Annotated in this window: 21 protein-coding genes and 1 pseudogene; 9 read left to right on the forward strand and 13 right to left on the reverse strand. The window is 62.9% G+C overall.

The features are described 5' to 3' along the window. The first annotated feature begins 744 nt into the window (after positions 1-744). On the forward strand, positions 745-1,116 hold the full coding sequence (locus AC3WOG_RS33695) for a hypothetical protein (RefSeq protein ID WP_492582050.1): 372 nt from the start codon (positions 745-747) through the stop codon (positions 1,114-1,116). Positions 1,117-1,250: 134 nt separating this feature from the next. On the opposite strand, the pseudogene AC3WOG_RS33700 reads toward AC3WOG_RS33695, so the two are convergent. Beyond that, positions 1,251-1,490 (reverse strand): annotated as a pseudogene (locus AC3WOG_RS33700) (LysE family translocator); the annotation flags it as partial. A gap of 392 nt (positions 1,491-1,882) precedes the next feature. Between AC3WOG_RS33700 and AC3WOG_RS33705 the strand changes: the two are divergent. From AC3WOG_RS33705 to AC3WOG_RS33720, 4 genes are all read left to right on the forward strand, one after another. Continuing rightward, positions 1,883-2,356 (forward strand): Lrp/AsnC family transcriptional regulator, encoded by a 474-nt coding sequence (locus AC3WOG_RS33705; RefSeq protein ID WP_492582544.1) that lies wholly within the window; start codon positions 1,883-1,885, stop codon positions 2,354-2,356. A 145-nt stretch (positions 2,357-2,501) separates the two neighbouring features. After that, positions 2,502-3,161, forward strand: a complete 660-nt coding sequence (locus tag AC3WOG_RS33710; RefSeq protein WP_492582051.1) for a nitroreductase family protein — start codon at positions 2,502-2,504, stop codon at positions 3,159-3,161. Positions 3,162-3,280: 119 nt separating this feature from the next. Further along, entirely contained in the window at positions 3,281-3,760 is a 480-nt protein-coding gene (locus AC3WOG_RS33715) for a hypothetical protein (RefSeq protein WP_492582052.1), read from the forward strand. Between the two features lie 12 nt (positions 3,761-3,772). Beyond that, entirely contained in the window at positions 3,773-4,279 is a 507-nt protein-coding gene (locus AC3WOG_RS33720; protein ID WP_492582053.1) for a 4'-phosphopantetheinyl transferase family protein, read from the forward strand. Here the strand turns inward: AC3WOG_RS33720 and AC3WOG_RS33725 are convergent. From AC3WOG_RS33725 to AC3WOG_RS33745, 5 genes are all read right to left on the reverse strand, one after another. Then, positions 4,231-4,932 (reverse strand): 4'-phosphopantetheinyl transferase family protein, encoded by a 702-nt coding sequence (locus tag AC3WOG_RS33725; RefSeq protein WP_492582054.1) that lies wholly within the window; start codon positions 4,930-4,932, stop codon positions 4,231-4,233. The two genes, AC3WOG_RS33720 and AC3WOG_RS33725, sit on opposite strands and share 49 nt — an antisense overlap. Before the next feature lie 82 nt (positions 4,933-5,014). After that, entirely contained in the window at positions 5,015-6,343 is a 1,329-nt protein-coding gene (locus AC3WOG_RS33730) for an MFS transporter (protein ID WP_492582055.1), read from the reverse strand. A gap of 181 nt (positions 6,344-6,524) precedes the next feature. Continuing rightward, positions 6,525-6,761 (reverse strand): DUF2783 domain-containing protein, encoded by a 237-nt coding sequence (locus AC3WOG_RS33735; protein WP_492582056.1) that lies wholly within the window; start codon positions 6,759-6,761, stop codon positions 6,525-6,527. Between the two features lie 74 nt (positions 6,762-6,835). Continuing rightward, a complete protein-coding gene (locus AC3WOG_RS33740) occupies positions 6,836-8,554 on the reverse strand; it encodes an FAD-dependent oxidoreductase (protein ID WP_492582057.1) in 1,719 nt (572 codons plus the stop codon). Positions 8,555-8,599: 45 nt separating this feature from the next. Continuing rightward, positions 8,600-9,559, reverse strand: a complete 960-nt coding sequence (locus AC3WOG_RS33745; RefSeq protein ID WP_492582058.1) for an MBL fold metallo-hydrolase — start codon at positions 9,557-9,559, stop codon at positions 8,600-8,602. 279 nt (positions 9,560-9,838) lie between these two features. Between AC3WOG_RS33745 and AC3WOG_RS33750 the strand changes: the two genes are divergently transcribed. Continuing rightward, positions 9,839-10,702 carry an IclR family transcriptional regulator gene (locus AC3WOG_RS33750; protein ID WP_492582059.1) on the forward strand — a complete coding sequence of 288 codons (864 nt, stop codon included), beginning with the start codon at positions 9,839-9,841 and terminating at the stop codon, positions 10,700-10,702. Then, a complete protein-coding gene (locus AC3WOG_RS33755; protein ID WP_492582060.1) occupies positions 10,699-11,661 on the forward strand; it encodes an IclR family transcriptional regulator in 963 nt (320 codons plus the stop codon). The genes AC3WOG_RS33750 and AC3WOG_RS33755 overlap by 4 nt, the downstream gene beginning before the upstream one ends. 111 nt (positions 11,662-11,772) lie before the next feature. On the opposite strand, the gene AC3WOG_RS33760 is transcribed toward AC3WOG_RS33755, so the two are convergent. The 3 genes from AC3WOG_RS33760 to AC3WOG_RS33770 form a co-directional block, all read right to left on the reverse strand. Next, a complete protein-coding gene (locus AC3WOG_RS33760; RefSeq protein WP_492582061.1) occupies positions 11,773-12,225 on the reverse strand; it encodes a hypothetical protein in 453 nt (150 codons plus the stop codon). A 99-nt stretch (positions 12,226-12,324) separates the two neighbouring features. Then, positions 12,325-12,624: a hypothetical protein gene (locus AC3WOG_RS33765; RefSeq protein WP_492582062.1), complete on the reverse strand. Its 300-nt coding sequence runs from the start codon at positions 12,622-12,624 to the stop codon at positions 12,325-12,327. After that, on the reverse strand, positions 12,614-12,808 hold the full coding sequence (locus AC3WOG_RS33770) for a recombinase family protein (RefSeq protein ID WP_492582063.1): 195 nt from the start codon (positions 12,806-12,808) through the stop codon (positions 12,614-12,616). Before AC3WOG_RS33770 ends, AC3WOG_RS33765 begins: the two co-directional genes overlap by 11 nt. 67 nt (positions 12,809-12,875) lie before the next feature. On the opposite strand from AC3WOG_RS33770, the gene AC3WOG_RS33775 reads away from it, so the two are divergent. Next, positions 12,876-13,484 (forward strand): hypothetical protein, encoded by a 609-nt coding sequence (locus AC3WOG_RS33775; RefSeq protein WP_492582064.1) that lies wholly within the window; start codon positions 12,876-12,878, stop codon positions 13,482-13,484. Next, entirely contained in the window at positions 13,481-14,188 is a 708-nt protein-coding gene (locus tag AC3WOG_RS33780; RefSeq protein WP_492582065.1) for a hypothetical protein, read from the forward strand. The genes AC3WOG_RS33775 and AC3WOG_RS33780 overlap by 4 nt, the downstream gene beginning before the upstream one ends. Positions 14,189-14,554: 366 nt before the next feature. Here AC3WOG_RS33780 and AC3WOG_RS33785 read toward each other — a convergent pair whose 3' ends face one another. The 4 genes from AC3WOG_RS33785 to AC3WOG_RS33800 all read right to left on the reverse strand — a co-directional run bounded on the left by AC3WOG_RS33785 (position 14,555) and on the right by AC3WOG_RS33800 (position 20,574). Then, entirely contained in the window at positions 14,555-17,200 is a 2,646-nt protein-coding gene (locus AC3WOG_RS33785; protein WP_492582066.1) for a hypothetical protein, read from the reverse strand. After that, positions 17,187-18,464, reverse strand: coding sequence for a DUF3142 domain-containing protein (locus AC3WOG_RS33790; protein WP_492582067.1), 1,278 nt, complete (start codon positions 18,462-18,464; stop codon positions 17,187-17,189). The genes AC3WOG_RS33785 and AC3WOG_RS33790 overlap by 14 nt, the downstream gene beginning before the upstream one ends. An 88-nt stretch (positions 18,465-18,552) precedes the next feature. Then, positions 18,553-19,416, reverse strand: a complete 864-nt coding sequence (locus AC3WOG_RS33795) for a MurR/RpiR family transcriptional regulator (RefSeq protein WP_492582068.1) — start codon at positions 19,414-19,416, stop codon at positions 18,553-18,555. A gap of 75 nt (positions 19,417-19,491) precedes the next feature. Then, on the reverse strand, positions 19,492-20,574 hold the full coding sequence (locus tag AC3WOG_RS33800; RefSeq protein WP_492582069.1) for an ABC transporter ATP-binding protein: 1,083 nt from the start codon (positions 20,572-20,574) through the stop codon (positions 19,492-19,494). Positions 20,575-20,589 lie beyond the last annotated feature (15 nt).

Raw genomic sequence — 20,589 nt, forward strand, 5'->3', positions numbered from 1 at the left:
ATCCGGCATCGTTCTGTCCACTCCGCACTCGTGCGTCGCGGACGGGTCCGCAAGGGAAACTAGTGGCTTCGTTTGAGCGCGGTCGGGGCCATCGGCTTCGCCTCGGCGAGGCGCTGAGTTGTGGAAGTGCGGGCCACTCGCCGAATGAAACACAGCCGCGAGTTGCGCTAGCGCGGCAAAGGCAAGCCGTTACGCGTGAACAACCGCAGGCGCCAAAAGCACCCAACGGTTTTGTGAAGTACCGCTACGGCGCGCGCAGCGCCGCCGGAAATATGACGGCCTTGTCACCAACGCGGAGTGTGCGAAAACACCGATTCCAGATGCTCCACTACCTCCTCCAAGCCAGGGGACCCGCTTAAGCGCTGGCGGTGTAAAGCCGCTTTCTTTTGCCTACTTTTCTTTGCGGCAGGCAAAGAAAAGTAGGTGCTCCCCCGCACAGGGGGAACGCTAATAAACCAATAAGAAACGAAAGAGCCACCGCCGCAGGCGTACAACCAGAAGCGCCGAGTAGGCAAACAGCACAGGGGGAACGCTAATAAACCAATAACAAAACAAGGAAAGCCAACACCGTAGGCAAAGCAAACACTTCACTGCGGCGCCCCCAACAGGCGCCCCTTTTTCCTCATTGCGCGAGCAAACTCCCTTGCACTGTAGAAATAGGCGCGTAAAACTACACTGAGAGTTCCACGCGAAAGCCAGATATGTAAACGCACGCGCATGCCGCGTACGAGCAAGGAGGGACCGATGGCAAGCAACGAATACACGCTGTCACATCAGGACATAGTGAAGGCGGTAATCATTCATCAGGGCATTCATGAAGGCTTCTGGACACTGAACATCAATTTCAATGTCGCCGCCGCGCACGGTCCACAAGTGCCGGACCCTTGTCTCTCGGTAACGATCAAGGGCATCGGCATCATGCGCGCATCAGCCACTGATCCGCTCGCAATCGACGCCGCATTGATCAATCCATCAATGCCGCCGTCCGACGAGCAGGCCGCGCAAATAACGGCTGCCGTCAGCGGCACACACGACAGCAGCATGCAATTCTGCCGGGACGTCTATCGCAATGTCGTCGTACAAAGCGCGGCCAAAACGCCCACGCAAACAACCTGAGCGTCCTCTGCATGCAGGGGGCGGGCCACGTAAGCAGCTAACGCAGGTCACTCAATCAGCGAACCGCCTCCATCCACGCACCCATGCCGACCAGCAAGCTGCCCATCAAACGATTGACCGCCCGCAGCCGTTTCGGCCGTTGCAGCACCGCGCGCAACCAGCGCGCGATCGTCGATCAGCAGCAATGAGTTCAAACACCGCGCCGTGAAACCCAATTGCAACAGCACGGCGCAGGTCCCGCCCCAAACACAGGGCAAGGCGGCTCGCCAGCCAGCGCTGAGCGCCTGGCTCATCGTCAGTACGTTGACGGGGCCAGGGGAATAGACAGGTACAAGGGAGGCGAGAAGAAATGAAACGTACAGCTGAATCGACATCGGCGGGCTGGGTTGCGGCTTCGCCAATGCGCGCCGTCGCCGCGAGCGAATGTCGATGAAGACGGTGTGCGGACGGTCGTGCTGGCAAGCATTCGGCTATGAAAATGCGTCCATGCCCGGCGAGCGCGTCTTCCGACGCGGGTTACGCCGGAAATCGCCCGCGCGGGCCGCCTTCCTGTGAAGGCAGCGAGACACCGGATGGCAGCTTGTGGCCGCACAAGGCCGCGGGCTCGACACCGGCGGCCCGGACGGTTGTCCCGGGCATGAAAGCACCTTCAAAATATACCCAGTCCCATGCTGGATAGGCTTCTTAAAGCAATAGACCGGAAGGCCAATTGCAGGATGATCTTCCTTTAGAATGGCATTTCAACGAACAAGCTTCCGTGAATGTCATGACCACCCGAAATCGTCCACTAGACAACCAGGATCGGAAGATCATGCGCGAATTGCAGAAAAACGCGCGCCTGAGCAACGCCGAGCTTGCCGAGTTGGTCGGCATGTCGACCACCGCATGCTGGAACCGCACGCGTCAATTGGAAACCGAGGGGTACATTCGCGGCTATGTCGCGCTGCTCGATCAGCAGAAGCTCGGTTTCGCGGACGTGGTGCTGCTCGAAGTCACGCTCGACCGTCACGATGACGATGCCCTCGCCCGCTTCGGCGCCGAACTGGCGACGCTGACCGAGGTGCTGGAGGCCTATCTTGTGTCGGGAGACTACGACTATCTGGTCAAGGTGGCCGTCGACGGCACTGCCGGTTACGAGCGGTTTTTGCGCGAGAAGCTCTACAAGATCGCCGGCATCCGCCACAGCCGCTCGATGTTCGCGCTGCGCTGTATGAAGAGCATCCCGTCCGTGCAGGTGTGACACATCCCGCCGCTGCGCTGAATCAGGCGCCGCGCAACCGCCTTTGGCAAGTGATCTGCACCGCGCCACCATCTAAATGAGAATCATTTGCATTAAACAATGAATTCGATCATCATGGAGCCCGTGCTACCCGCCGGACGAAATCATGATCACGCCAGACGCCTGTTGTCCCGAATCCAAAACTGAAGTCGCCACGCCACCTGAGACCGCCGCCACATCGAACACGAAAGCGGTGCTTGAAGTGCTGCTGTCGCGCCAGTCTCACTGGCCGCTCGTCGAGCCGGGTCCGGCCGACGCCGAGCTCGATCTGATCTTCGACACCGCATTGCGCGCGCCCAACCACGGAAATCTGCGGCCGTGGCGCTTCGTCACGATACGAGGCGACGCGCGCGGCCAGTTCGGCGACGTACTGGTCGACCTCGCCTGCGCCCGCTCGCCCGGCGAGCCGCGCTCAGTGCATGCGCATCGGCGGCAAAAGGCCTACGCGGCGCCGCTGGTGATCGCGCTCGGCGTGGCGCTCTCGGCTCATCCGAAGGTGCCCGAGAGCGAGCAATTGCTGGCAGTCGGCGCGGCCACGATGAACATGCTGAACGCGATCCATGCGCTCGGTTATGGCGGCTTCTGGTCCACGGGAGCGGACAGCTACGAAACGCGTCTGCATGACGCACTGGGCTTTGCGCCGAACGAGCGGCTGCTCGGCTTCCTCTTTGTCGGCACGCCGAAAACACCCGGGCAAAAAACGGCGCGTCCGCGACGCAGCGAACACGTGCGCGAATGGCGCCCGCTTGAGCCGGCACGAACCTGACGCAAGCAAGCATTGCGTCATCGCCTATCCGTCGCATGCGAACAGCGCTGGCCCGCGACGCGGCACTCATCCAATCAGGCCGGCGCGACTCATTGGACCGTGTCCATTCAGGAGCATCGATGAACTTCCGCTCTCAATACAGCAGTCGTCCCGAACTGATCGACGATCATCCCATCGACACCACCGACGCCCCCGACCGCACGGTCCTGAGCGCCGTGCGTACGTGGCTGCGCCCGGCTTGCGAAACGGTGCGCAGCGGCGTGAACTGGCGCGACATCCTGACCGGCGTGGGCTTGCGGCAAGACGGCATTGAACACTTCGATCTGCTGATGCGTTCGTTGATGCACGTCTCCTATCGTCCGCTCGACATGCGCTGCCGCTGCGCCAGCGATCTCGGCAAGGACGAAGCCGTGATTCTGCAAACCATCGCGCTGCTGCAAAAGACCCATAGCGGCGCCGCGTTGCGCATGCTGACCGAATGGCTGCCCGCGCCGGCCGTTAGCGGGGTGTTGAAGCTGATCCGCTGGTTCGCCATCGATCTGCTCGACGCCGGTCTCGAACTCAACGTGCAAGCGCGCCGCGTCACGTATATGCATTGAGGACCCAAGCGCATGCCATTGGAATTGGAGCTGGAATTGGCTTCCCCCGCATCGCCGCGCGTGCACGGCAACATCGACTCGCACGCTGTACTCGCCGCTCAGTCTGATCGAGCGGCTCACGCTATCGCCAGTGCGGCCGCGCCCGAATTCGTCACGCACCCGCTAACGCGTCACTATCCGCGGACCGTCGCCGTACCGCGCGCGGGCAAGCTGCATCTGTGGCGGTTCCGTTGTGAATGGGTGCCGGTGCCGGTGCAGGAAGGCGATAGCTGGTTATCGAAGACAGAACGCGAGCGCGCACGGCTGCATCCGAACGCCGCGTTGCGCAAACGCTTCATCAGCGCGCGCGTGGTGGTGCGCTGGATCGTTGCGAATCTGTTCGACTGCGCACCGCGCGCCGTCGATTTGCAGGACGACGGCAACGAAAAGCTGCGCGCGCGTCATCCTCACGACGGCCGCGGCATCACCATTTATTGCGCGACGAATGCCGAGACCGACCACGCCACACATGCGGCATAAGCTTCCGGCGCCCCGATCCAGCGCGCTGCAATATCGCGCATGTCGTTCGGGATGTGATTGCGCAGCGTCACCTGTGCGCTGTCGCGCGGCAGCACCGTCAGATGCTGCAGACCGCGTGCGATGCCTGCACCGGTTGTTTTAACGAGCGCCTCTTTAGCGACCCAGGCGTCGTAAAACGCGGCGATTTGCTGCGCGCCGCCCAAGCGCTCGATCCACGCCGCTTCGCTTTCATCGAGCGTCAACGACGCGATCGTGCGCCAGTCGAATGTGTCGCTGTACTGTTCGATATCGACGCCGACACGCCGGCAAGGCGACATCGCGATAATCCCATGCGCACCCGAATGCGACACGTTGAAATCGAACGCGTCGGAATCGGCGATATGGGGACGACGGTTTACATCGAGCGTGAAGCGGACGGCGTGCGCCGCGACGCCAAGATGCCGCGCGAGTTGCGCACGCAGCGCCACGCGTACCGTCGCGAAACGAAGCGCGTCCTCGTGACGGCGAAAAGCTCGGGCTCTGGCGCGCTCATCGTCGCTGAGCGGCGCGAAGGCGGCGTCGTCCAGTGACGCATCGAAAGCGAAATCGACCCGCCACAACGAAACGTCGGACGGGCCTTCATGCGGTAAGAGAACAGGGTCGACGAAATGCATCGTAGAATTTAGGCGTCACACGCGAGGTCGCAAGACAATAGCGCGACTGTACCCGATATGACGTCCAAACCCGTTCGATCTTTTAGATACCCTTTGTTTCTTCAGGCACGCCGAGCAGCAACGCCACGCCGCTGACGAACAACAGCGCGGTCAGCAGATACAGCGCGTTGTCCATGCTGCCGGTGTGCGTCTTGATCTGACCGATCACCCACGGACTGACAATCCCGCTCGTGATACCGATGCTGCTGATCAGCGCAATCCCGCCCGCTGCCGCCGTGCCCGACAGATAGCCCGACGGCACGGTCCAGAAAATCGGCAGCGCCGCGAAGATCAGCACGGCGGCCAGCGACAGAATCGCGAGCATGGCCGGGAAGCTGCTCAGATGCAACGTCAATAGCGAAAGCGCGATGCCGCCACCCATCGTGCAAACCGAAAAATGCCGGCGGCGTTCGCCGCGACGATCCGAGTGGCGCGCAATCAGAATCAGACCTACCGCGCCGACGGCGTTCGGAATTACCGTATAAAGACTGATCGCCAGCACGTCGTGAATGCCGAAGTCGCGAATCATCAGCGGCATCCAGAAGTTCAGCGTCAGCGACGCGCAGGTCAGCGAGAAATAGATGAACGCGAACAGATAGACTCGGGGATTGCGCAGTGCCTGCATGAAAGCGCGCGACGAATGCGCGTCCGTTGATGGACAGCGGTCGTCATCGCGCTGCGCGATCAATTGCGCTTTCTCGGCAGCGTTGAGCCACTTTGCATGCTGCGGCCCATCGACCAGATAAAACGCGGCGAGCAGGCCAAGCACGACGGCCGGTGCGCCTTCGATCACGAACATCCACTGCCAGCCGAATAGCCCCATCACGCCGCCCATGTCGCGCATGATCCAGCCGGACACCAGACCACCGAGCACACCCGCCACCGCGACGCCCGCAAAGAAAATCGACAGTACCGCTGCACGCCGCCGCGCCGGATACCAGTAGGTCAAATACAGTACGATGCCGGGAAAGAAACCCGCCTCGAACACGCCGAGCATGAAGCGCAGCAGGTAGAAGTGCGTGGGCTTCGACACCAGCATCATGCCGGCCGACGCTATGCCCCACAGCAGCATGATCCGCGTGAAGGTACGGCGTGCGCCGAAGCGCGCGAGCAACAGATTGCTCGGCACTTCGCACAGCACGTAGCCGATGTAGAAGACCGCTGCGCCGAGACCGTACATCGCGTCGCTGAAACCGAGATCGTGCTTCATCTGCAACTGCGCGAAGCCGATATTGATGCGGTCGAGAAACGACACCACGTAGCACAGGAACAGAAACGGAATGATCCGCAGCGACACCTTCCGATACAGCAGGTCGTCTTGCACAACGGTAGATGCGCCCGGCTCGAGCGCGGGGACGAAAGATTGGCTCATCGGTCTTCTCCAAACGTGAGGGTCCAACGGACCCAATGGGTCCGGCGTCTGATGCGCCGCGTTTTCTGTTTTCTACTGGAACGGTATGCGGCGGTGTGGGTGCGCCGCGTGCCGTGGTGGATTGCACGTGGCGCGAACCGCCGCGTGCGTACTGCGTTTGCGTGTTACCGGCATCGCTGGCTCAGGCGGCCAACGGGTGCGCCTCGCCGCCGCGAGCCGGCGCGTCGGTCGCGCCTTCACGGGCGTACCGGATGGCTTCGAGCAACGTCGCGTGATCGCCGATATGGTTGGCGAGCAGCAGAATCAGTTGCGCATTGGCCGACTGGCTTTGCGCTTCGTCCAGATCGCGATGCATGTCGATCAGCGCTTCGTAGAAATCGTCGGGGCGGGCGAGATTGGGTTGCGTGTTCAACGTCATGACTGTCTCCTGCTATTTTTTTGCTGACGAGCGGCATGTGGCGGGTGGCATGTGGCGTGTGGCCTACCGCACGTTCAGGCCGTGCCTTCGACGCACAATGCGCGCTTCAACGCACCTGCCACGGCGCTCGCATCGAATTGCCGCCAACGCGCGCAGACATGCTGGTCCGGACGAATCAGATAGAACGTGCCGGGCGTCGCGTCGTAGCGCGCCGTTGCAAGGCCTTCGGCGTCGTGCACGACGTTCGCGCCCTGAGTCACCGCGGCCCGCGCGTCGCCACTCGTGACGACGACGAGATTCAGCGGAATCGGTCCGGCGCGCAATGTTTCCAACGCAGCCTGCGCCGCTGAATTGACAGCTTGCGAACCGCAAAACAACACGCCGGTAAATTGCTGGCCGAGTTGCCGCAACAGCCACGCCGGTTGCCCTGCCGCCAGTACCGGCGCATCGACGCACGACGCGCCCGGCACCATCAGGCCTTCAAAGCGGTCGCTGTCTGCTGTATTCAGCGGAGAATCACGCAGCACCGCCGGCACCGACAAGCGGCCGCTATTCGCCAACTGCCGTGCAAACGCGTGCTTGCGCGAGAGCTTCAGCACAGCGTCGCGGAACACGCGGCTCACGGGGCTCTTCGGCGTGATGAAATCGGTCGAGCGCGTGGAATTGCGGATGTTTTCGTCGGCGGCAAATTCGCGCTCGCTGGCGTAGGTATCGAGCAATCCGTCGGACGCTTTGCCTGCGAGCACCATCGCCAGTTTCCATGCGAGATTTTCGGCGTCCTGCACACCGCTGTTCGCGCCGCGTGCGCCGAACGGCGACACGCCATGCGCCGAATCGCCCGCGAACAGCACGTTGCCGTGCCGGAAGCTGTCCATCCGCAAACACGAAAACGTATAGACGCTGACCCATTCCAGTTCGAACTTCACGTCAGGTCCAAGCAACGCGCGCACACGCGGAATCACACGTTCCGGCGTTTTTTCCAGCACAGGATCGGCGTCCCAGCCCAACTGAAAATCGATCCGCCACACGTTATCCGGCTGCCGATGCAACAGCACCGACTGATTCGGATGGAACGGCGGATCGAACCAGAACCAGCGCTCGGTCGGGAAGTCGGCTTCCATTTTCACGTCGGCGATCAGGAAGCGGTCTTTGAACGTGACGCCCTTGCTGTCGAGTCCCATCAGATTGCGAATCGGACTGCGCGAGCCGTCGGCGGCCACCACATAACGGCCGCGCAACGGATACGGACCGTTGGGCGTATCCACCGTCAGCGTGACGCTTGCGTCCTCGGTGCCCGGCGTGCCGTTCTGCTGGACGCCGACTACTTTGCTCTTCCAGCGGATCTCGATATCGGGCATCTCCTGCGCGCGTTCAAGCAGGAAGCCTTCAACGTAGTACTGCTGCAGATTGATGAACGCGGGCCGGTGATGGCCCGCTTCCGGCTGGAGATTGAACGTGTACACCAGTTCATCTTTCAGGAACACCTTGCCGACATTCCAGCTGATGCCCTTGTCCACCATCCGCTGCCCACAGCCGAGCCGGTCGAAGATATCGAGCGAGCGCTTCGAAAAACAGATCGCCCGCGAACCGGTCGACAACGAACAGTCGTCGTCGACCAGCACGACCGGCACGCCGTGCTGCTCGATATCGATCGCGGTAGCGAGGCCCACCGGGCCCGCGCCGACGACGATCACAGGATAGGCCGCCTGCTCCGCGCCGCCTGATTCGCCTGGTTCGCTCTGCTCCCGGCACGGCTTATATTCGAACGACAGCGTCTGGTAGTCGATGCTCATCTTGTGTCTCCGTCCATCTCTGCTCTGCTGTACGCTTTTTTCTTATCAGGCTTGCAGCGCGTCCCACATTTCCTTGTCACGCTGCGCGGTCCAGATGCGCGGATGCGCGATGCCGCTCGCTTCGTCGAACGCACGCGAGACGTCGAACGGCAGGCAGTGCTCGTAGATGAACACGTGGCCGAACTTCGGGTCCATCGCCTTGCGCGTGTGCGCCATCGCGGCCTTCAGATCGAGCTTCTGTTCGACGGCTTCGCGGCCCTGTTGCAGCAGCGTGGTGACGAAGTCCTTCGTGTAGTCGAGGCCCTTGTTGACGTCTTCCGGCGTGGTCAAGGCAGGACCGCGGCCCGGCACGAGCTTCTCCGCGTTCAGCGCGCGCAGCGCTTCGAGCGTGGCCGGCCATTGTTCGAGTTGCGCGTCGCCGCAATAACACGCCGCGTCGTACTCGACCAGGTCGCCGGAGAACAGCACCTTCTGCGACGGCAGCCACACCACCGTGTCGCCCTTCGTATGACCCGCGCCCAGATGCGCGATGCGCACTTCGAGCTTGCCGAGGAACAGCGTCATGTCCTTTTCGAACACGAGTGTCGGCCACGTCAAGCCCGGCACTGTTTCGACACCGGCGAACAGACGCGGGAAGCGTTCGATTTCCGACTTCATGTCCGCTTCGCCGCGCTCGACGATCATCTCGTACGTGCCGCGGCTCGCGATCACCTGCTGCGCGCCTTCCGCGAAATACGCCGACGCGCCGAGCACGCGCACCGCGTGGTAGTGCGACAGCACGACGTATTTGATCGGCTTGTCAGTGACGCTGCGAATCTTCGCGATGAGGTCTTGCGCCATGGCCGGCGTGGCGGTGGTGTCGACGATCAGCACGCCGTCGTCGCCGATGATCACGCCCGAGTTCGGATCGCCTTCAGCGGTGTACGCATAGGCGTTCTCGGACAGCTGCGTCCACGTGACTTTTTTGACTTCCAGGTCGGCCTGGGATGCGAATGCCTTTGCCATGCTTGTCTCCCTCAAAAGTTGGACGTGAGGCGAGACGGCCGGCTGCGCGCGCTTGGCGGCGCAGGCTGACTGTATTGGAGGCTTGTCTCGCCCCGTTTTGACTCTGTGACTGCGCCGGTATGTCGGGGTGAATACATCTTATGGCTGGGCCAGATTATTTGTCAATAGCGAAATGTATCGCTATACACAAATTTCAAAGCGCCTAAGATGATGGCAGGAAGGCGTGGGCCTTCGCGGGCCTTCGGCTAACATGAACCCTTTTTACGGACGAGCACGGGTGTGAGCAAGGCAGCGAAATCGGGCGCGGGCAGGGCCAAAGCCACCACCAGCGGCGAACCGGCGGACGGTGGTAAGACCCAACGCGGCATTCAGAGCGTCGAAGTGGGCGGCCGCGTGCTGCTGGCGCTCGCGCAGGCGCGCACGCCGCTGGCGTTGTCCGATCTCGCCGTCAGTGCGCAAATCGCGCCGGGACAGGCGCATGCCTACCTGGTGAGCCTGAGCCGGCTGGGCCTGATCAAGCGTGACGAACTTTCCGGCCGCTACGAACCGGGCCCCCTGTCGCTACGGCTCGGCTTACTGCATCTGGAAAACCAGCCGGCGTTCCGCGCCGCCGTACCGCGCGTGGCCGCGCTGGCCGAAGCGATCGGTTTTAGCGTCGCGGTCTGCATTGCCGGGCCGCAGGGGCCGACCATCGTTCGATATGAGCACGCGGGCTTTCCGTTGCATGTGAATCTGCATGTGGGCACGGTGATGTCGCTGCCGGCCACTTCGACCGGACGTGTGTTTTGCGCTTATCTGCCGCGCGCCACACTGGACGGCATGTGGGCGAACCAGTCCGGCGCCGCCGATAGTCCGATGACGCCACCCGGCGAGCGTGCCGCGTTCGCAGCGGCGCTCGCCGGGATCCGCGCACGCGGGCTCGAGTGCAGCGTCGACGTGCCGAGCCCGGGGATCAGCAGCCTGAGCGCGCCGGTGCTCGATGCCGATGGCCGCCTACGCCTCGCACTGACGGTAATCGGCTCGACCGGTGCGATCGACGTGGCCGCCGACGGCCCGATCGCCCGGACGCTGCTCGCCGCGGCTCGAGACATCAGCGCCGAACTTGCCGCGGTGCCTTCTCTGCTCGCTTCTTCCGCATCGTGACCGACGCTCTCGACACCTCTACCGCCGTCGCCGCCGATGCGAAACCGCAGCGCGGCATCCAGTCACTCGACAGCACCGGCGAGTTGCTCGCCGCGCTGGTCGCGGCGGCGAGACCATTGACGTTGCGCGATCTGGCGGCCGCCGCGGGAATGCCGCCTGCCAAGGCCTTTCCGCATCTGGTCAGCCTGCTGAAGATCGGCTTGCTCAATCGCGACGCGTCGGGTTGTTTCGAAGCCGGTCCGCTCGCGCTGGAGCTTGGCTTGATCGGCTTGCAACGCTTATCGCCGACGCGCGAAGCCGAACCGGAAGTGGTCGAACTGGCCGCATCGACGGGAATGAGCGTCGCGATGGCGGTACTCGGGCCGCTCGGGCCGACCGTCGTGCGTCTGGAAGAATCGGCGCGGCCGCTGCATGTGAGCTTGCGGGTCGGCACGGTGATGTCGCTGGTGAATACAGCGATCGGGCGCGTGTTTGCTGCTTACGTCGCGGACGACGTGCGCAATGGCTTGCTGGCGCAGGATCACTTGCGGCTGGCAGGGGCCAATGCGACGGAGATTTTTGCGGGGGCGGCGGCGGCGACGGCGGCTGAGGATCCGACAACGACCGCAGGCGGCAAAAACGCAGCGCCATCGCTGCCGCAGCTGACAAAAGCCTACGCGCAGCGCCTCGCGCAAATCCGCGCGGACGGCATCGATACCGCATTGAGCCGGCCTGTTCCGGGCATCAATACGCTCGCCGCACCGGTGCTGGACCATACCGGCAGCATCTGTCTGGTGCTGGCGTTGATGGGGCCGAGCGGCAGCTTCGATAGCGAACTGGCGGGTGGGCCGGCGCAAACGCTAAGCGCGGCGACCCTGCGGTTGTCGCGCCGGTTTGGGTGGATGGCGGTGAATAGCTGTAGCAACCTGCAATCGCAACGGGGCAAACCTGCAATCCACGCGATTTCCGGCCGGCATTAACTGCAAACGACGGAACGCGCAAACCGGGATTAACTGCAACCGGGCCTGCATTCAGCGGCGCCGACCTGCATTCCATCGCCGCGAACCGGGATTATCTGCAACTGACCGGATTCAAATCGGAAGCCTGGCGGCCAGCATTTTGTCGCGCAGGGTCGCGGCCCTCACCGGCTCCAGCGAGTTGCTGAACAGCGCCTTAATCTCGGCGGGCTTGGCGTCGAACTTTTCGACGAGATCCTTGACGCGATACCAGCGTAGGGTCAAGGTCGGTTCAAGGTCGTCGAGTTGGCGCGACAGGACCGACTCGACCAGAGAAGCCGACACCGGCTTCTCGCCGGTCAGGTATCCGGCTTCGAACGCCAATGCCAGATGCAGCTGGATCTGCAATGGCGTGCGCAGCTTGGTCGCCAGCAGGTCGATCGCATCTTCGGTCAGAATCGATTCGACATCGGTGCTGTCGGCCGAGCAGCCAGTACAGGTATTCGCGCTGGCTGCCGGCGATGCCGTCGAGCGAGAAGATGTCAGTGCGGTAGCCGATTTCTTCCATCGTCGCGCGCCGCAGGTCATTGTGCAGCTTTGGGTGTCCCGCGAGGATCACCGACAGGCTGCCGCCGCCATCCTTGACCAGTTCCATCAGGCGCTTCAGTCCCGTGAGGGTGTTGCCGTTCAGGTCGTGCGCCTCGTCGACGCACAGCGCTGCGACGAAGGTCGCAAGTTGATGCGGTGCTTCTCGATCGCGAGCGATTTCGAAACCGTGACGCGCTTCTCGTCTTCGAGTGCCTGCTGAAGCCGGCGCAGCATCACGGTCTTGCCGCAGCCGGCGACACCGCACAGCGCGATCAGCCGTCCCTCGAAGATCGCCCCCTTGATGTCCTTCATTAACTGCTGATGGTCCGCCGTCTCGAAGTAGCCCGACAGACTCAGAGGTACCGCCAGTTCGTAGTGCTCCATCACTTCAGCTCGCATGGCCTTCTTCTGTCTTCCGGTGGCGGAAATAGTCCCGAACGCGTGCCAATACGATGCGCCGCACCAGTGTGTCGGCCAGTATCTGTTCGATGAACACGCGGTCACACCCGGCGTTCGCGAGGGCATCGCGTTGCAGGTCGAGAGGCTGGTCGTCGGTCGAAACTCGCGCATAGCCAATGAGCATACGAATTCTAAGTTGTCCGATGAAAATCCAGTATAGTCGGGCATTGAAAGACGGAAGCTGATGGTGGATGTATTTTGCATGGTTTGCCACAACGCAAGACTCTCCGGCGATCGGCATCCATCAAACCATCGTTTGTTGGATAGTCGGCGGCGGCATCGCGTTCACGACGGCCAACCGATGCCGAGCGTGGAACGGAAAGACCGTGATCAATCTGCGCGCCGCAGACTCAAACTACTCCTATGCATGGCAAGGCTCCAACGCCAGATTCAACAAATTGATGCGAACTCCTGATAGCAAAATTGAGCTTGATCCAGGAATGAGGCTGGCTGTTGATTGGGCGAACGAGGCATTAGCCAACGACGGGCCAGACCCGTCCAACGGCGCGTTTTGGTGGGACGGCCTCGACTTCAAGACCAATTACGCGCGTCATAGGAAGGTTCAAGCCGGGTTCAAATGGGGTGACCCGTCCCACAACATTTTTGGCGTGCCGGAGCACCGGATCGAGGTCATTGTGCGGTGGAAAATCCGCAACAAGAAGACCGGAAAGATCGTCGATGGCGGTGAACGTGGCCGCTACGATTCGGTGTGGGTTTCGACTGCAGCGCACGGCAGCACCGTATTCTGGCAGCACAATCCGGACTATCTGAAGGCCACTGGAGGAAAGTCATACCGATGAGATTCCCCATCGTGCTGGCGGCGGCGCTGGCCGCCTTTGCGGGCGGCGCTTGTGCGGCTGAAACCTACGACAGCTATGACGCCTTTTACGTCGCCCGACCTAGTGCCGTGTTCGGTGATCCGATTAAGTCCAGGCCTGGCGTTGCCTATTCCTCCCTAGGTGAGCAAGGCATTTACACGGAGCTGCGAGCCGTCTCGGAAGGGCGAGCGGTGCACATCACGCTCGCGGCGAATCGCATAACGGTCAACGGCAAGACCTATCGCTATGCGAGCGCGGCGACATTCCCCGGAGAACATCCATCGGATATCTATCCTCTGACCGCCGACGTGTTCCTTGCTCCGAGAACGAACGCCCATCCCGCCGTCCTCTGCGTGCAAGGCGGCAGCAACGGGTCGGGTGAATCCGATCGGTACACGCAAATCTATTTGCTGGTCAATCCTTTGGCACCGAAGGGCAAGGTGACTTTTCTGCATTTACCCAGCCTGCTCTCGTCGTGCCGGGCCGTATCGGAGACGAAAGAGGGGAAGCTCGCCTTTCCGAGGAATAGCTACCTGTTGGACGACGCGCAGGAGTCCTGCGTCGGGTTGCTGGTGTCGTATTACACGTTCGAGGACCGGCGCTTCGCCCCAGTTCTTAACGAGATTCGGCTCCGCTTTACCCATCCAGAGGTTCCGTTCCAGTTCTCGATTCAGGACAAGGAATGAACGGTATAGCTAGGGTCAGTTGTCGACCTGAACCTCCTTTACTGCCGGACCTCTCTTGCCGTGAATCAGAGTCAGTTGCAGATAATGTCGATACACGGCGATGGCATCCAGGTCGGCACCGCTGAATGCTGGTCCCGTTGCAGATAATGCTGGCCGACGCCTCCCGTTGGTTGCAGTTAAGTCGCCTGAATTGCAGGTTCGGATGGTTTCGATTGCAGGTCACTACAAATAGCGAAGGCTGAATAAGCCTTCGCAGGAACTGCGGAGTAGTCGTTTTTTTGTAAAACAGGCGATTTCTAATCGTTTCGAGAGCCGAGTAATCGAAATCGCAGCGCCAGCGCTCCAGCTCCCCCCGCAGGCGCACGATCACTGCCCGCTCGCCGCGTCGCGCCGCGCTTTGGACCTGCGATAGCGCCAAGCGCCGAAACCCACCGCACCCGCCGCGACCAGCAGCGCAAACAACGCGCTCCATTTCTTATGGCGGCCCGCATCGTGTTTCACGCGCTGCCAAGCCCGCGTATAAGTGAACGTCGCCGCAGCGTGGAAATCTGGTTCAGGGCACGAAGTGCCGAACGGCCCGCCGAAGTCGACGTAAGCCCCCTCCTTGACATACCGCTGATAAAAGCCGAACGCCCTCTGCAAATCATGGTTCTGCATCCCGCGCGTCGCGCGGCATAGCACCGCGGCGAACGCCTGCGATCGGGGCGGCAGCGCATCCGCTGCTTTCGACAGTTCGCGGGCGGCGATGTAGCGATAGTGAAAGCGCAGCGGCGGCTTGCTCTCGCTGGCAGCGTAGCGGCGCTTTTCGTCGGCGGTGACGAACGGCCCCGCGAGCGCGACGTCCGCGCGAGCCGCGGGGGTGTCGGGCACCGTAGCGGCGCTGGCGACATTCGCGCCGTCAGAAGAAGAGCGCCCCGCGCTCGCGCCGATCACGCCGGATCGTCCGGACCCGCCTTCAAACGCGCCGCGTACGTCGGAGTAATCCGGCGTCTGCTCGTAACCCATCAGCTCCATGCCCGACTGTCTGGCAATGGTCGCCGCGACGAACCAGCCTCGCGCGCGGTTGACTGCAAACCACGCGTGTTCGCCGTCATGCAAAGCGTCCGCGTACTCACGCGCGCGCTTGCGAAGCTGAAGCACCGTGCGGGTCATCCCCTTCTCGTCATAGTGGTAAGTGGCGAATCGCGGATCGTTGTCGGCGGGGAAATACGGCAGCGCGTCGTCGATCCGGCCGTCGCGCACGAGCCGTCGCGCGAGCAGATAGCGCAGCGAGTCGGCGACCGGCGGGCTGACGAAGTTGTACGTGTCCGCGTTCGCAGCCGAAGCGGGAAGAAGAGGCGCGGGCGTGCCCGGCACGTGTACATCGACGAAGGTTTTCAGCTCGTCGGTCGTCAGCACGCGCTCGGCGACGTAGGTCATATCGTTGCCGATCCCGACGTCGGGACCCCAGCCCCCATCTCTCACGGGACTACCTGTCTGCGCCACGGCTGCGGCATACAGATATCCGAGCGCCTCCACATACTGCCCACGCGAAAGCGTCAACACGCCCTGCTCGCCCTTGATCAGTTGCGCGCTGGCCGGCTCGACGCTCGGATCGGACTGCGGGAAGCCTTTGGCCGCATCCGCGTAAGCCTGCACGGCCGCCGCCGTGTCGCCGCGACGCAGCGCGAGTTTCGCCTTCACCCAGCTCGCCAGCGCGCTGTGCTGACGGGCGACGAGTTCATCGGCGAAATCGTAACGGCCGACACGATACGCAAGCGCGGCAAGCCGGTCCGCGCCTGCCACATGCTCGACGCCGCGTTGACGGATCGCTTCGACCAGCGACAACAACACCGGATTGGTCTTGATGACCGCATCGCCGCGCGCGGCATCGGCGTAACCAATGGGTCCGTAGCTATTGTCATAGCCACCGTAGTATTCCGACGCGCTCGACAGATCGTCCTTGACGATGTCGCCCACGCGGGCAAGCGCATACGCCACCAGCAGACGCTGCGCGAGCGGGTCGTCGATCAGCGACGCGGCGTGCGCCTTGTCGGCCAGCGCCCACGCGGCAATCACGCGCAGCGATTGGAGACCGCTGCTGGAACCGCGCGCGGTCTGCTGCGCGTAAAGACCGATGGCGTGCTCGAGATCCGCGGCAGGAATCGCACTCGCGCACGGCGTGCCGTTCAGGAAGCTGCTGTAATCGCATTGATCGCCGGTCTTGCTGCGCAGAGACATCAACGCTTCATCGCCGAAGCTTTTGACGGCGAACCCTTCAGGGTCCAGCGCACCGGCGACGGCGAGCGCGCGCGGTTTCGCGTAGGCCGCATGCAACGCGGCGACGCGCGGCGCGCAATCGCCGCCGGCGCCGCAGTCGTCGACGCGTGCCTGCGCGATCGCCGCGAGTTCGGATGCCGCCGCGACAGCGCGCGAGGCGCCGGATGAAGTCGGTAACGCAAGGATCGCTTCCAGCCGGGTGGCAGCGCGTTTGAGCAACGGTTCACGCATGTCGCACGATCGCGCATGAGCGGCACTCGGTGCGACGGCAGAAGCGGCCTTGTCCACGGCCGCGGCGCTAGCCGCGCCGGATGCGGCCGCGCCTGAACCCGCCGCCGCGGCCGTGCAGTCCGCCACCGCCAGGCCGTAATCGACATTAGCCGCCGCGTACAAGCGCTGCGCTTCGGGCAGGCCATTCCCCAGCGCGTACGCCGCGTCGCCGTCGGCCGCTTTAGCCATTGCGCCAAGCGTGGCGATCTGCGCCGGCGTCAAACCTGCCGCCGACGCCTTCGCGGGATCCGGCCGCATTTGCCCGGCAGGGACCGGCACCGCCTCGGGTGCGAGCAGATGGTCGCCCGGTACGACCAGATGCATCGCCTCATAGGCAAACGAATTGGTCGGCGTGCCCGCCAGCGTGCCCGCGCGATTGTCGAGCAATTGCAGCGAAAAATACGGCCCGCACGCGTGAACGATGACGGCGCCGGCCAGCAGCGCAACACCCCCGCCAAGCGCGTGATATTTACGGTTCGACATGAACAGAGACCTTTTGGTTATCGACTTCGCCGCAGCGAAGCCAACCGATCGTGCGGCGCATGCCAGCGCGCAGCAAGCCTGGCTGAACGCGGCGCAGCAGCATGCCGAACTCGTCGTAGTCGAGTGCGTATCCGTTGATGCCGTCAGCGGCTTCGCAGGACGAATCGGTGCGCACGACGGCGGGTAACTGAGCGTCGGCATTGCCGTGACTGACGAGCGACACATCGAACAGTCCCGGCTGCGTGCTCTTGAGCACGTCGGCGGCAATGGCGGCAGTCAGCGGCGCGCGCGTCAGCACGGCTCGCCATGTGGCGAGGCTCCACGCGCGCTCGTCGGCATCGGTGGGCAAGCGGAACCAGACAATGCCCGCCAGATGCGGCAATGCATCGCGTTCGATCCGCTTAACGAACGCGCTGATCTGCTTCGGCTGCACGACAAGTTCATGCGACAGACCTTGCGCGAATCCGTTCGCCAGCAGCATGGGGCGTTCGCTTTCGATGCCGGCGACGCGCCCGTCGTCGCCCCACGTCACGCGCGAACCGTAAGTGGGCAACGCGACGCGCCATGGTCGCTTCGTGCGTTGCGCGAAAGCGCGCAACCAGGCGCGCGCTTCCGCCGGGTCGAACAGACCTCGCGCGGGGTTCACGACCGCGTGCACCTGAAGGACCGCTTCGTCCGCGTGAGTGAGCAGATCGTCGAGCGCGGTACTGTCGAGCCAGGTGGGCAGCGCGGTGATCGACAGTTTCAAGTTGGGGTCGAGCTGCGCGCGCAACGCAGTGAGGAAACGCGTGTATCCCGCTAGCCGGGACGTCGCGCAGTCGTGGTCGATTTCGATGCCCGCCAGCGCGATGCCGTGCTGCTTCCAGTCATCGGCAAGTTTCACGATGCGAGCGACCGGCAGCGTGTTCAAGTCGCCGAGTTGGCCGTCGATCCGCACAACGGCCGTTACCGGCGCATGCGTTGCGGCGAGGGTCGCCCAGTCAGGCGACATGACCGTCCAGTCGTCCTTGCGGTCTTTTTCCGCGGCGAGCACGTGCCATGTTTGCACGAAGCCGCTGCTGTCGAGCAACGCGGATGTGACAGCGGGGGTCCATTTGCGCTGCCACACGTACGCGTCGTTGGGCAGCGGTGCGGGCGGCCTGCTGCAGGCGCTGAGCAGCATCATCAGCCATAGCGCGGTGAAGGTGGCGAGCACGGAAAGCGCGCGCCGCCCGATTGGCGATGAATCGCCGTTACTCATAGTGGAGAGCGAAATGGGAGTCATCCGTTCGACAGACAGCAAGCGGATTTAAAACCGCGGCCAGACAAGATAATCGGCTTCTAAAAAAGCTTGGCGCAATTCACGCCGGCAGTTAATCCCCCGCCGCCTCCGGCTCATGCGACGACAACCGCGCTTTCGCGTGCCGCATCTTTTCAAGCGTCTTGGGCCCCGCCTTCAGCGCGACGCCAATCGCGAGCGCATCCATGATGCACAGATGCACGAGCCGCGACACGCCCGGCGTATTCGGATCGATCTGACTCGGCACGCGCAGCAGCAGCGGAATATCGACCAGCCACGCGAGCCGCGAACCCACATTGGTCAGCGCAATGGTGGTCGCGCCACGCTCCTTGGCGATCTGAATGCTTTCGTTCACTTCGACACTGCGGCCCGCATGCGAAATCGCAAAGGCCACGTCGCCCGGTTCCATCAGCCCGGCGTACAGGCGTTGCAGATGACCATCGGTGAACGCAGTCGCGGCGATATCGAGCCGCAAAAACCGCAGCGCCGCGTCTTGCGCGACCAGCCCCGAGCCCGATCCAACGCCGAAGAAGAACACCCGCCGCGCGCTGGCCAGCGCCGCAATCGCGCTTTCGACCACCGCGGGATCGAGTGCGCCACGCGCATGCGTAATTCCATCCACAGCCGCTTCGCCGACCTTGTCCATCAGCGTCTGCACATCGTCGTCGCGCGCAACCGCAGTCGATGCGTACGGCAAACCGCCCGCCACGCTCTGCGCCAGTTGCATCTTGAAGTCGCGCAGCCCATGCGCGCCGATCGCGCGGCAAAAGCGCGTGACGGAAGGCTCAGAGACATCCGCCCGTTGCGCAAGCTCGGTGATGCTCGCGCGCATGGCGAAGTCGACGTCGCTCAGCACCATGTCGGCGACCTTGCGCTCGGCGGGCCGCAAATTGGCCAGTGCGCCGCGGATGTGGGGAATCAAGTTCGGTGCGGACACCCGGTGTTCCTTAAGGGTTAAATGAATCCGCGTCGCGTCGCAGCTTCAATCAGCTTCAGTCGGGCAACACGCGGTTCAGACAAGCCTGCGTCCACTCTCCGTATCGAACAGATGAATATGTTCGGCCGGCAGGCGCAGCGTCACGCGCTGACCCGGCTCGATCTTCGAGCGCTGGCGGGTCGTCACGCACCACGTGCTGCCGCCTATTTTCCCGTACAAATGGGTCTCCGCGCCAGTCGGCTCGACCACTTCGACTTCCATCTCGGCGTCCGGCGTCTGCGCTAACGTCTCGATGTGTTCGGGCCGCACGCCGAGCGTGACCTTTGCGCCGACAGTTGCCGAAGCCGGCGCGCCCTCCAGAACAATCTCGCCACCGTCGTCGAGTTTCAACGCGAGGCCTTGCCCCTGGGTTCGGTTCACCAGCACGCCTTCGGCGAAATTCATCGACGGCGAGCCGAGGAAACTGGCGACAAACAGATTCGCAGGACGGTCGTACAGCTCCAGTGGCCGGCCGATCTGTTCGATACGCCCCGCATTCATCACGACGATGCGGTCGGCCATCGTCATTGCTTCGATCTGATCGTGCGTGACGTAGATCACCGTATTCTTCAGACGCTGATGCAGCGCCTTGATTTCCGTGCGCATCTGCACGCGCAGCTTCGCGTCGAGATTCGACAGCGGTTCGTCGAACAGGAACAGCGACGGCTCGCGCACCACCGCGCGGCCCATCGCCACGCGCTGCCGCTGACCACCGGACAGCGCACGCGGCAAGCGATCCAGGTAGCCGCCGAGATTCAGCATCTTCGCGGCGGCTTCGATCCGCGGCTTGAAGCTCGCGGACGACTCCTTGCGAATCCGCGGCCCGAACGCGATGTTTTCGTAGACGGACAGATGCGGATAGAGCGCGTAGCTCTGGAACACCATCGAGATATTGCGCTGCTGCGGCGCAAGGCTATTCGCACGCGTGCCGCCGATCATCAGATCGCCGCCGCTGATCTCTTCGAGACCCGCCACCATCCGCATCAGTGTGCTCTTGCCGCAGCCCGACGGGCCGACCAGTACGACGAACTCGCCGTCGTCGATGTGCAGATCGATGCCGTGCACCACCTGCGTGTCGCCGTAGCGTTTGAAGATGCCGCTCAGTTGCACTGCTGCCATGCTGTCCTCATCGTC

The organism is Paraburkholderia sp. FW306-02-B, from assembly GCF_058782725.1.

What these genes read in the sequence shown, in the direction of transcription:
- AC3WOG_RS33695 (WP_492582050.1), top strand. Translation starts at nt 745, where the DNA reads ATGGCAAGCAACGAATACACGCTGTCACATCAGGACATAGTGAAGGCG.
- AC3WOG_RS33705 (WP_492582544.1), top strand. Translation starts at nt 1,883, where the DNA reads ATGACCACCCGAAATCGTCCACTAGACAACCAGGATCGGAAGATCATG.
- AC3WOG_RS33710 (WP_492582051.1), top strand. Translation starts at nt 2,502, where the DNA reads ATGATCACGCCAGACGCCTGTTGTCCCGAATCCAAAACTGAAGTCGCC.
- AC3WOG_RS33715 (WP_492582052.1), top strand. Translation starts at nt 3,281, where the DNA reads ATGAACTTCCGCTCTCAATACAGCAGTCGTCCCGAACTGATCGACGAT.
- AC3WOG_RS33720 (WP_492582053.1), top strand. Translation starts at nt 3,773, where the DNA reads ATGCCATTGGAATTGGAGCTGGAATTGGCTTCCCCCGCATCGCCGCGC.
- AC3WOG_RS33725 (WP_492582054.1), bottom strand. Translation starts at nt 4,932, where the DNA reads ATGCATTTCGTCGACCCTGTTCTCTTACCGCATGAAGGCCCGTCCGAC.
- AC3WOG_RS33730 (WP_492582055.1), bottom strand. Translation starts at nt 6,343, where the DNA reads ATGAGCCAATCTTTCGTCCCCGCGCTCGAGCCGGGCGCATCTACCGTT.
- AC3WOG_RS33735 (WP_492582056.1), bottom strand. Translation starts at nt 6,761, where the DNA reads ATGACGTTGAACACGCAACCCAATCTCGCCCGCCCCGACGATTTCTAC.
- AC3WOG_RS33740 (WP_492582057.1), bottom strand. Translation starts at nt 8,554, where the DNA reads ATGAGCATCGACTACCAGACGCTGTCGTTCGAATATAAGCCGTGCCGG.
- AC3WOG_RS33745 (WP_492582058.1), bottom strand. Translation starts at nt 9,559, where the DNA reads ATGGCAAAGGCATTCGCATCCCAGGCCGACCTGGAAGTCAAAAAAGTC.
- AC3WOG_RS33760 (WP_492582061.1), bottom strand. Translation starts at nt 12,225, where the DNA reads ATGACCTGCGGCGCGCGACGATGGAAGAAATCGGCTACCGCACTGACA.
- AC3WOG_RS33765 (WP_492582062.1), bottom strand. Translation starts at nt 12,624, where the DNA reads ATGCGAGCTGAAGTGATGGAGCACTACGAACTGGCGGTACCTCTGAGT.
- AC3WOG_RS33770 (WP_492582063.1), bottom strand. Translation starts at nt 12,808, where the DNA reads ATGCTCATTGGCTATGCGCGAGTTTCGACCGACGACCAGCCTCTCGAC.
- AC3WOG_RS33775 (WP_492582064.1), top strand. Translation starts at nt 12,876, where the DNA reads ATGTATTTTGCATGGTTTGCCACAACGCAAGACTCTCCGGCGATCGGC.
- AC3WOG_RS33780 (WP_492582065.1), top strand. Translation starts at nt 13,481, where the DNA reads ATGAGATTCCCCATCGTGCTGGCGGCGGCGCTGGCCGCCTTTGCGGGC.
- AC3WOG_RS33785 (WP_492582066.1), bottom strand. Translation starts at nt 17,200, where the DNA reads ATGTCGAACCGTAAATATCACGCGCTTGGCGGGGGTGTTGCGCTGCTG.
- AC3WOG_RS33790 (WP_492582067.1), bottom strand. Translation starts at nt 18,464, where the DNA reads ATGACTCCCATTTCGCTCTCCACTATGAGTAACGGCGATTCATCGCCA.
- AC3WOG_RS33800 (WP_492582069.1), bottom strand. Translation starts at nt 20,574, where the DNA reads ATGGCAGCAGTGCAACTGAGCGGCATCTTCAAACGCTACGGCGACACG.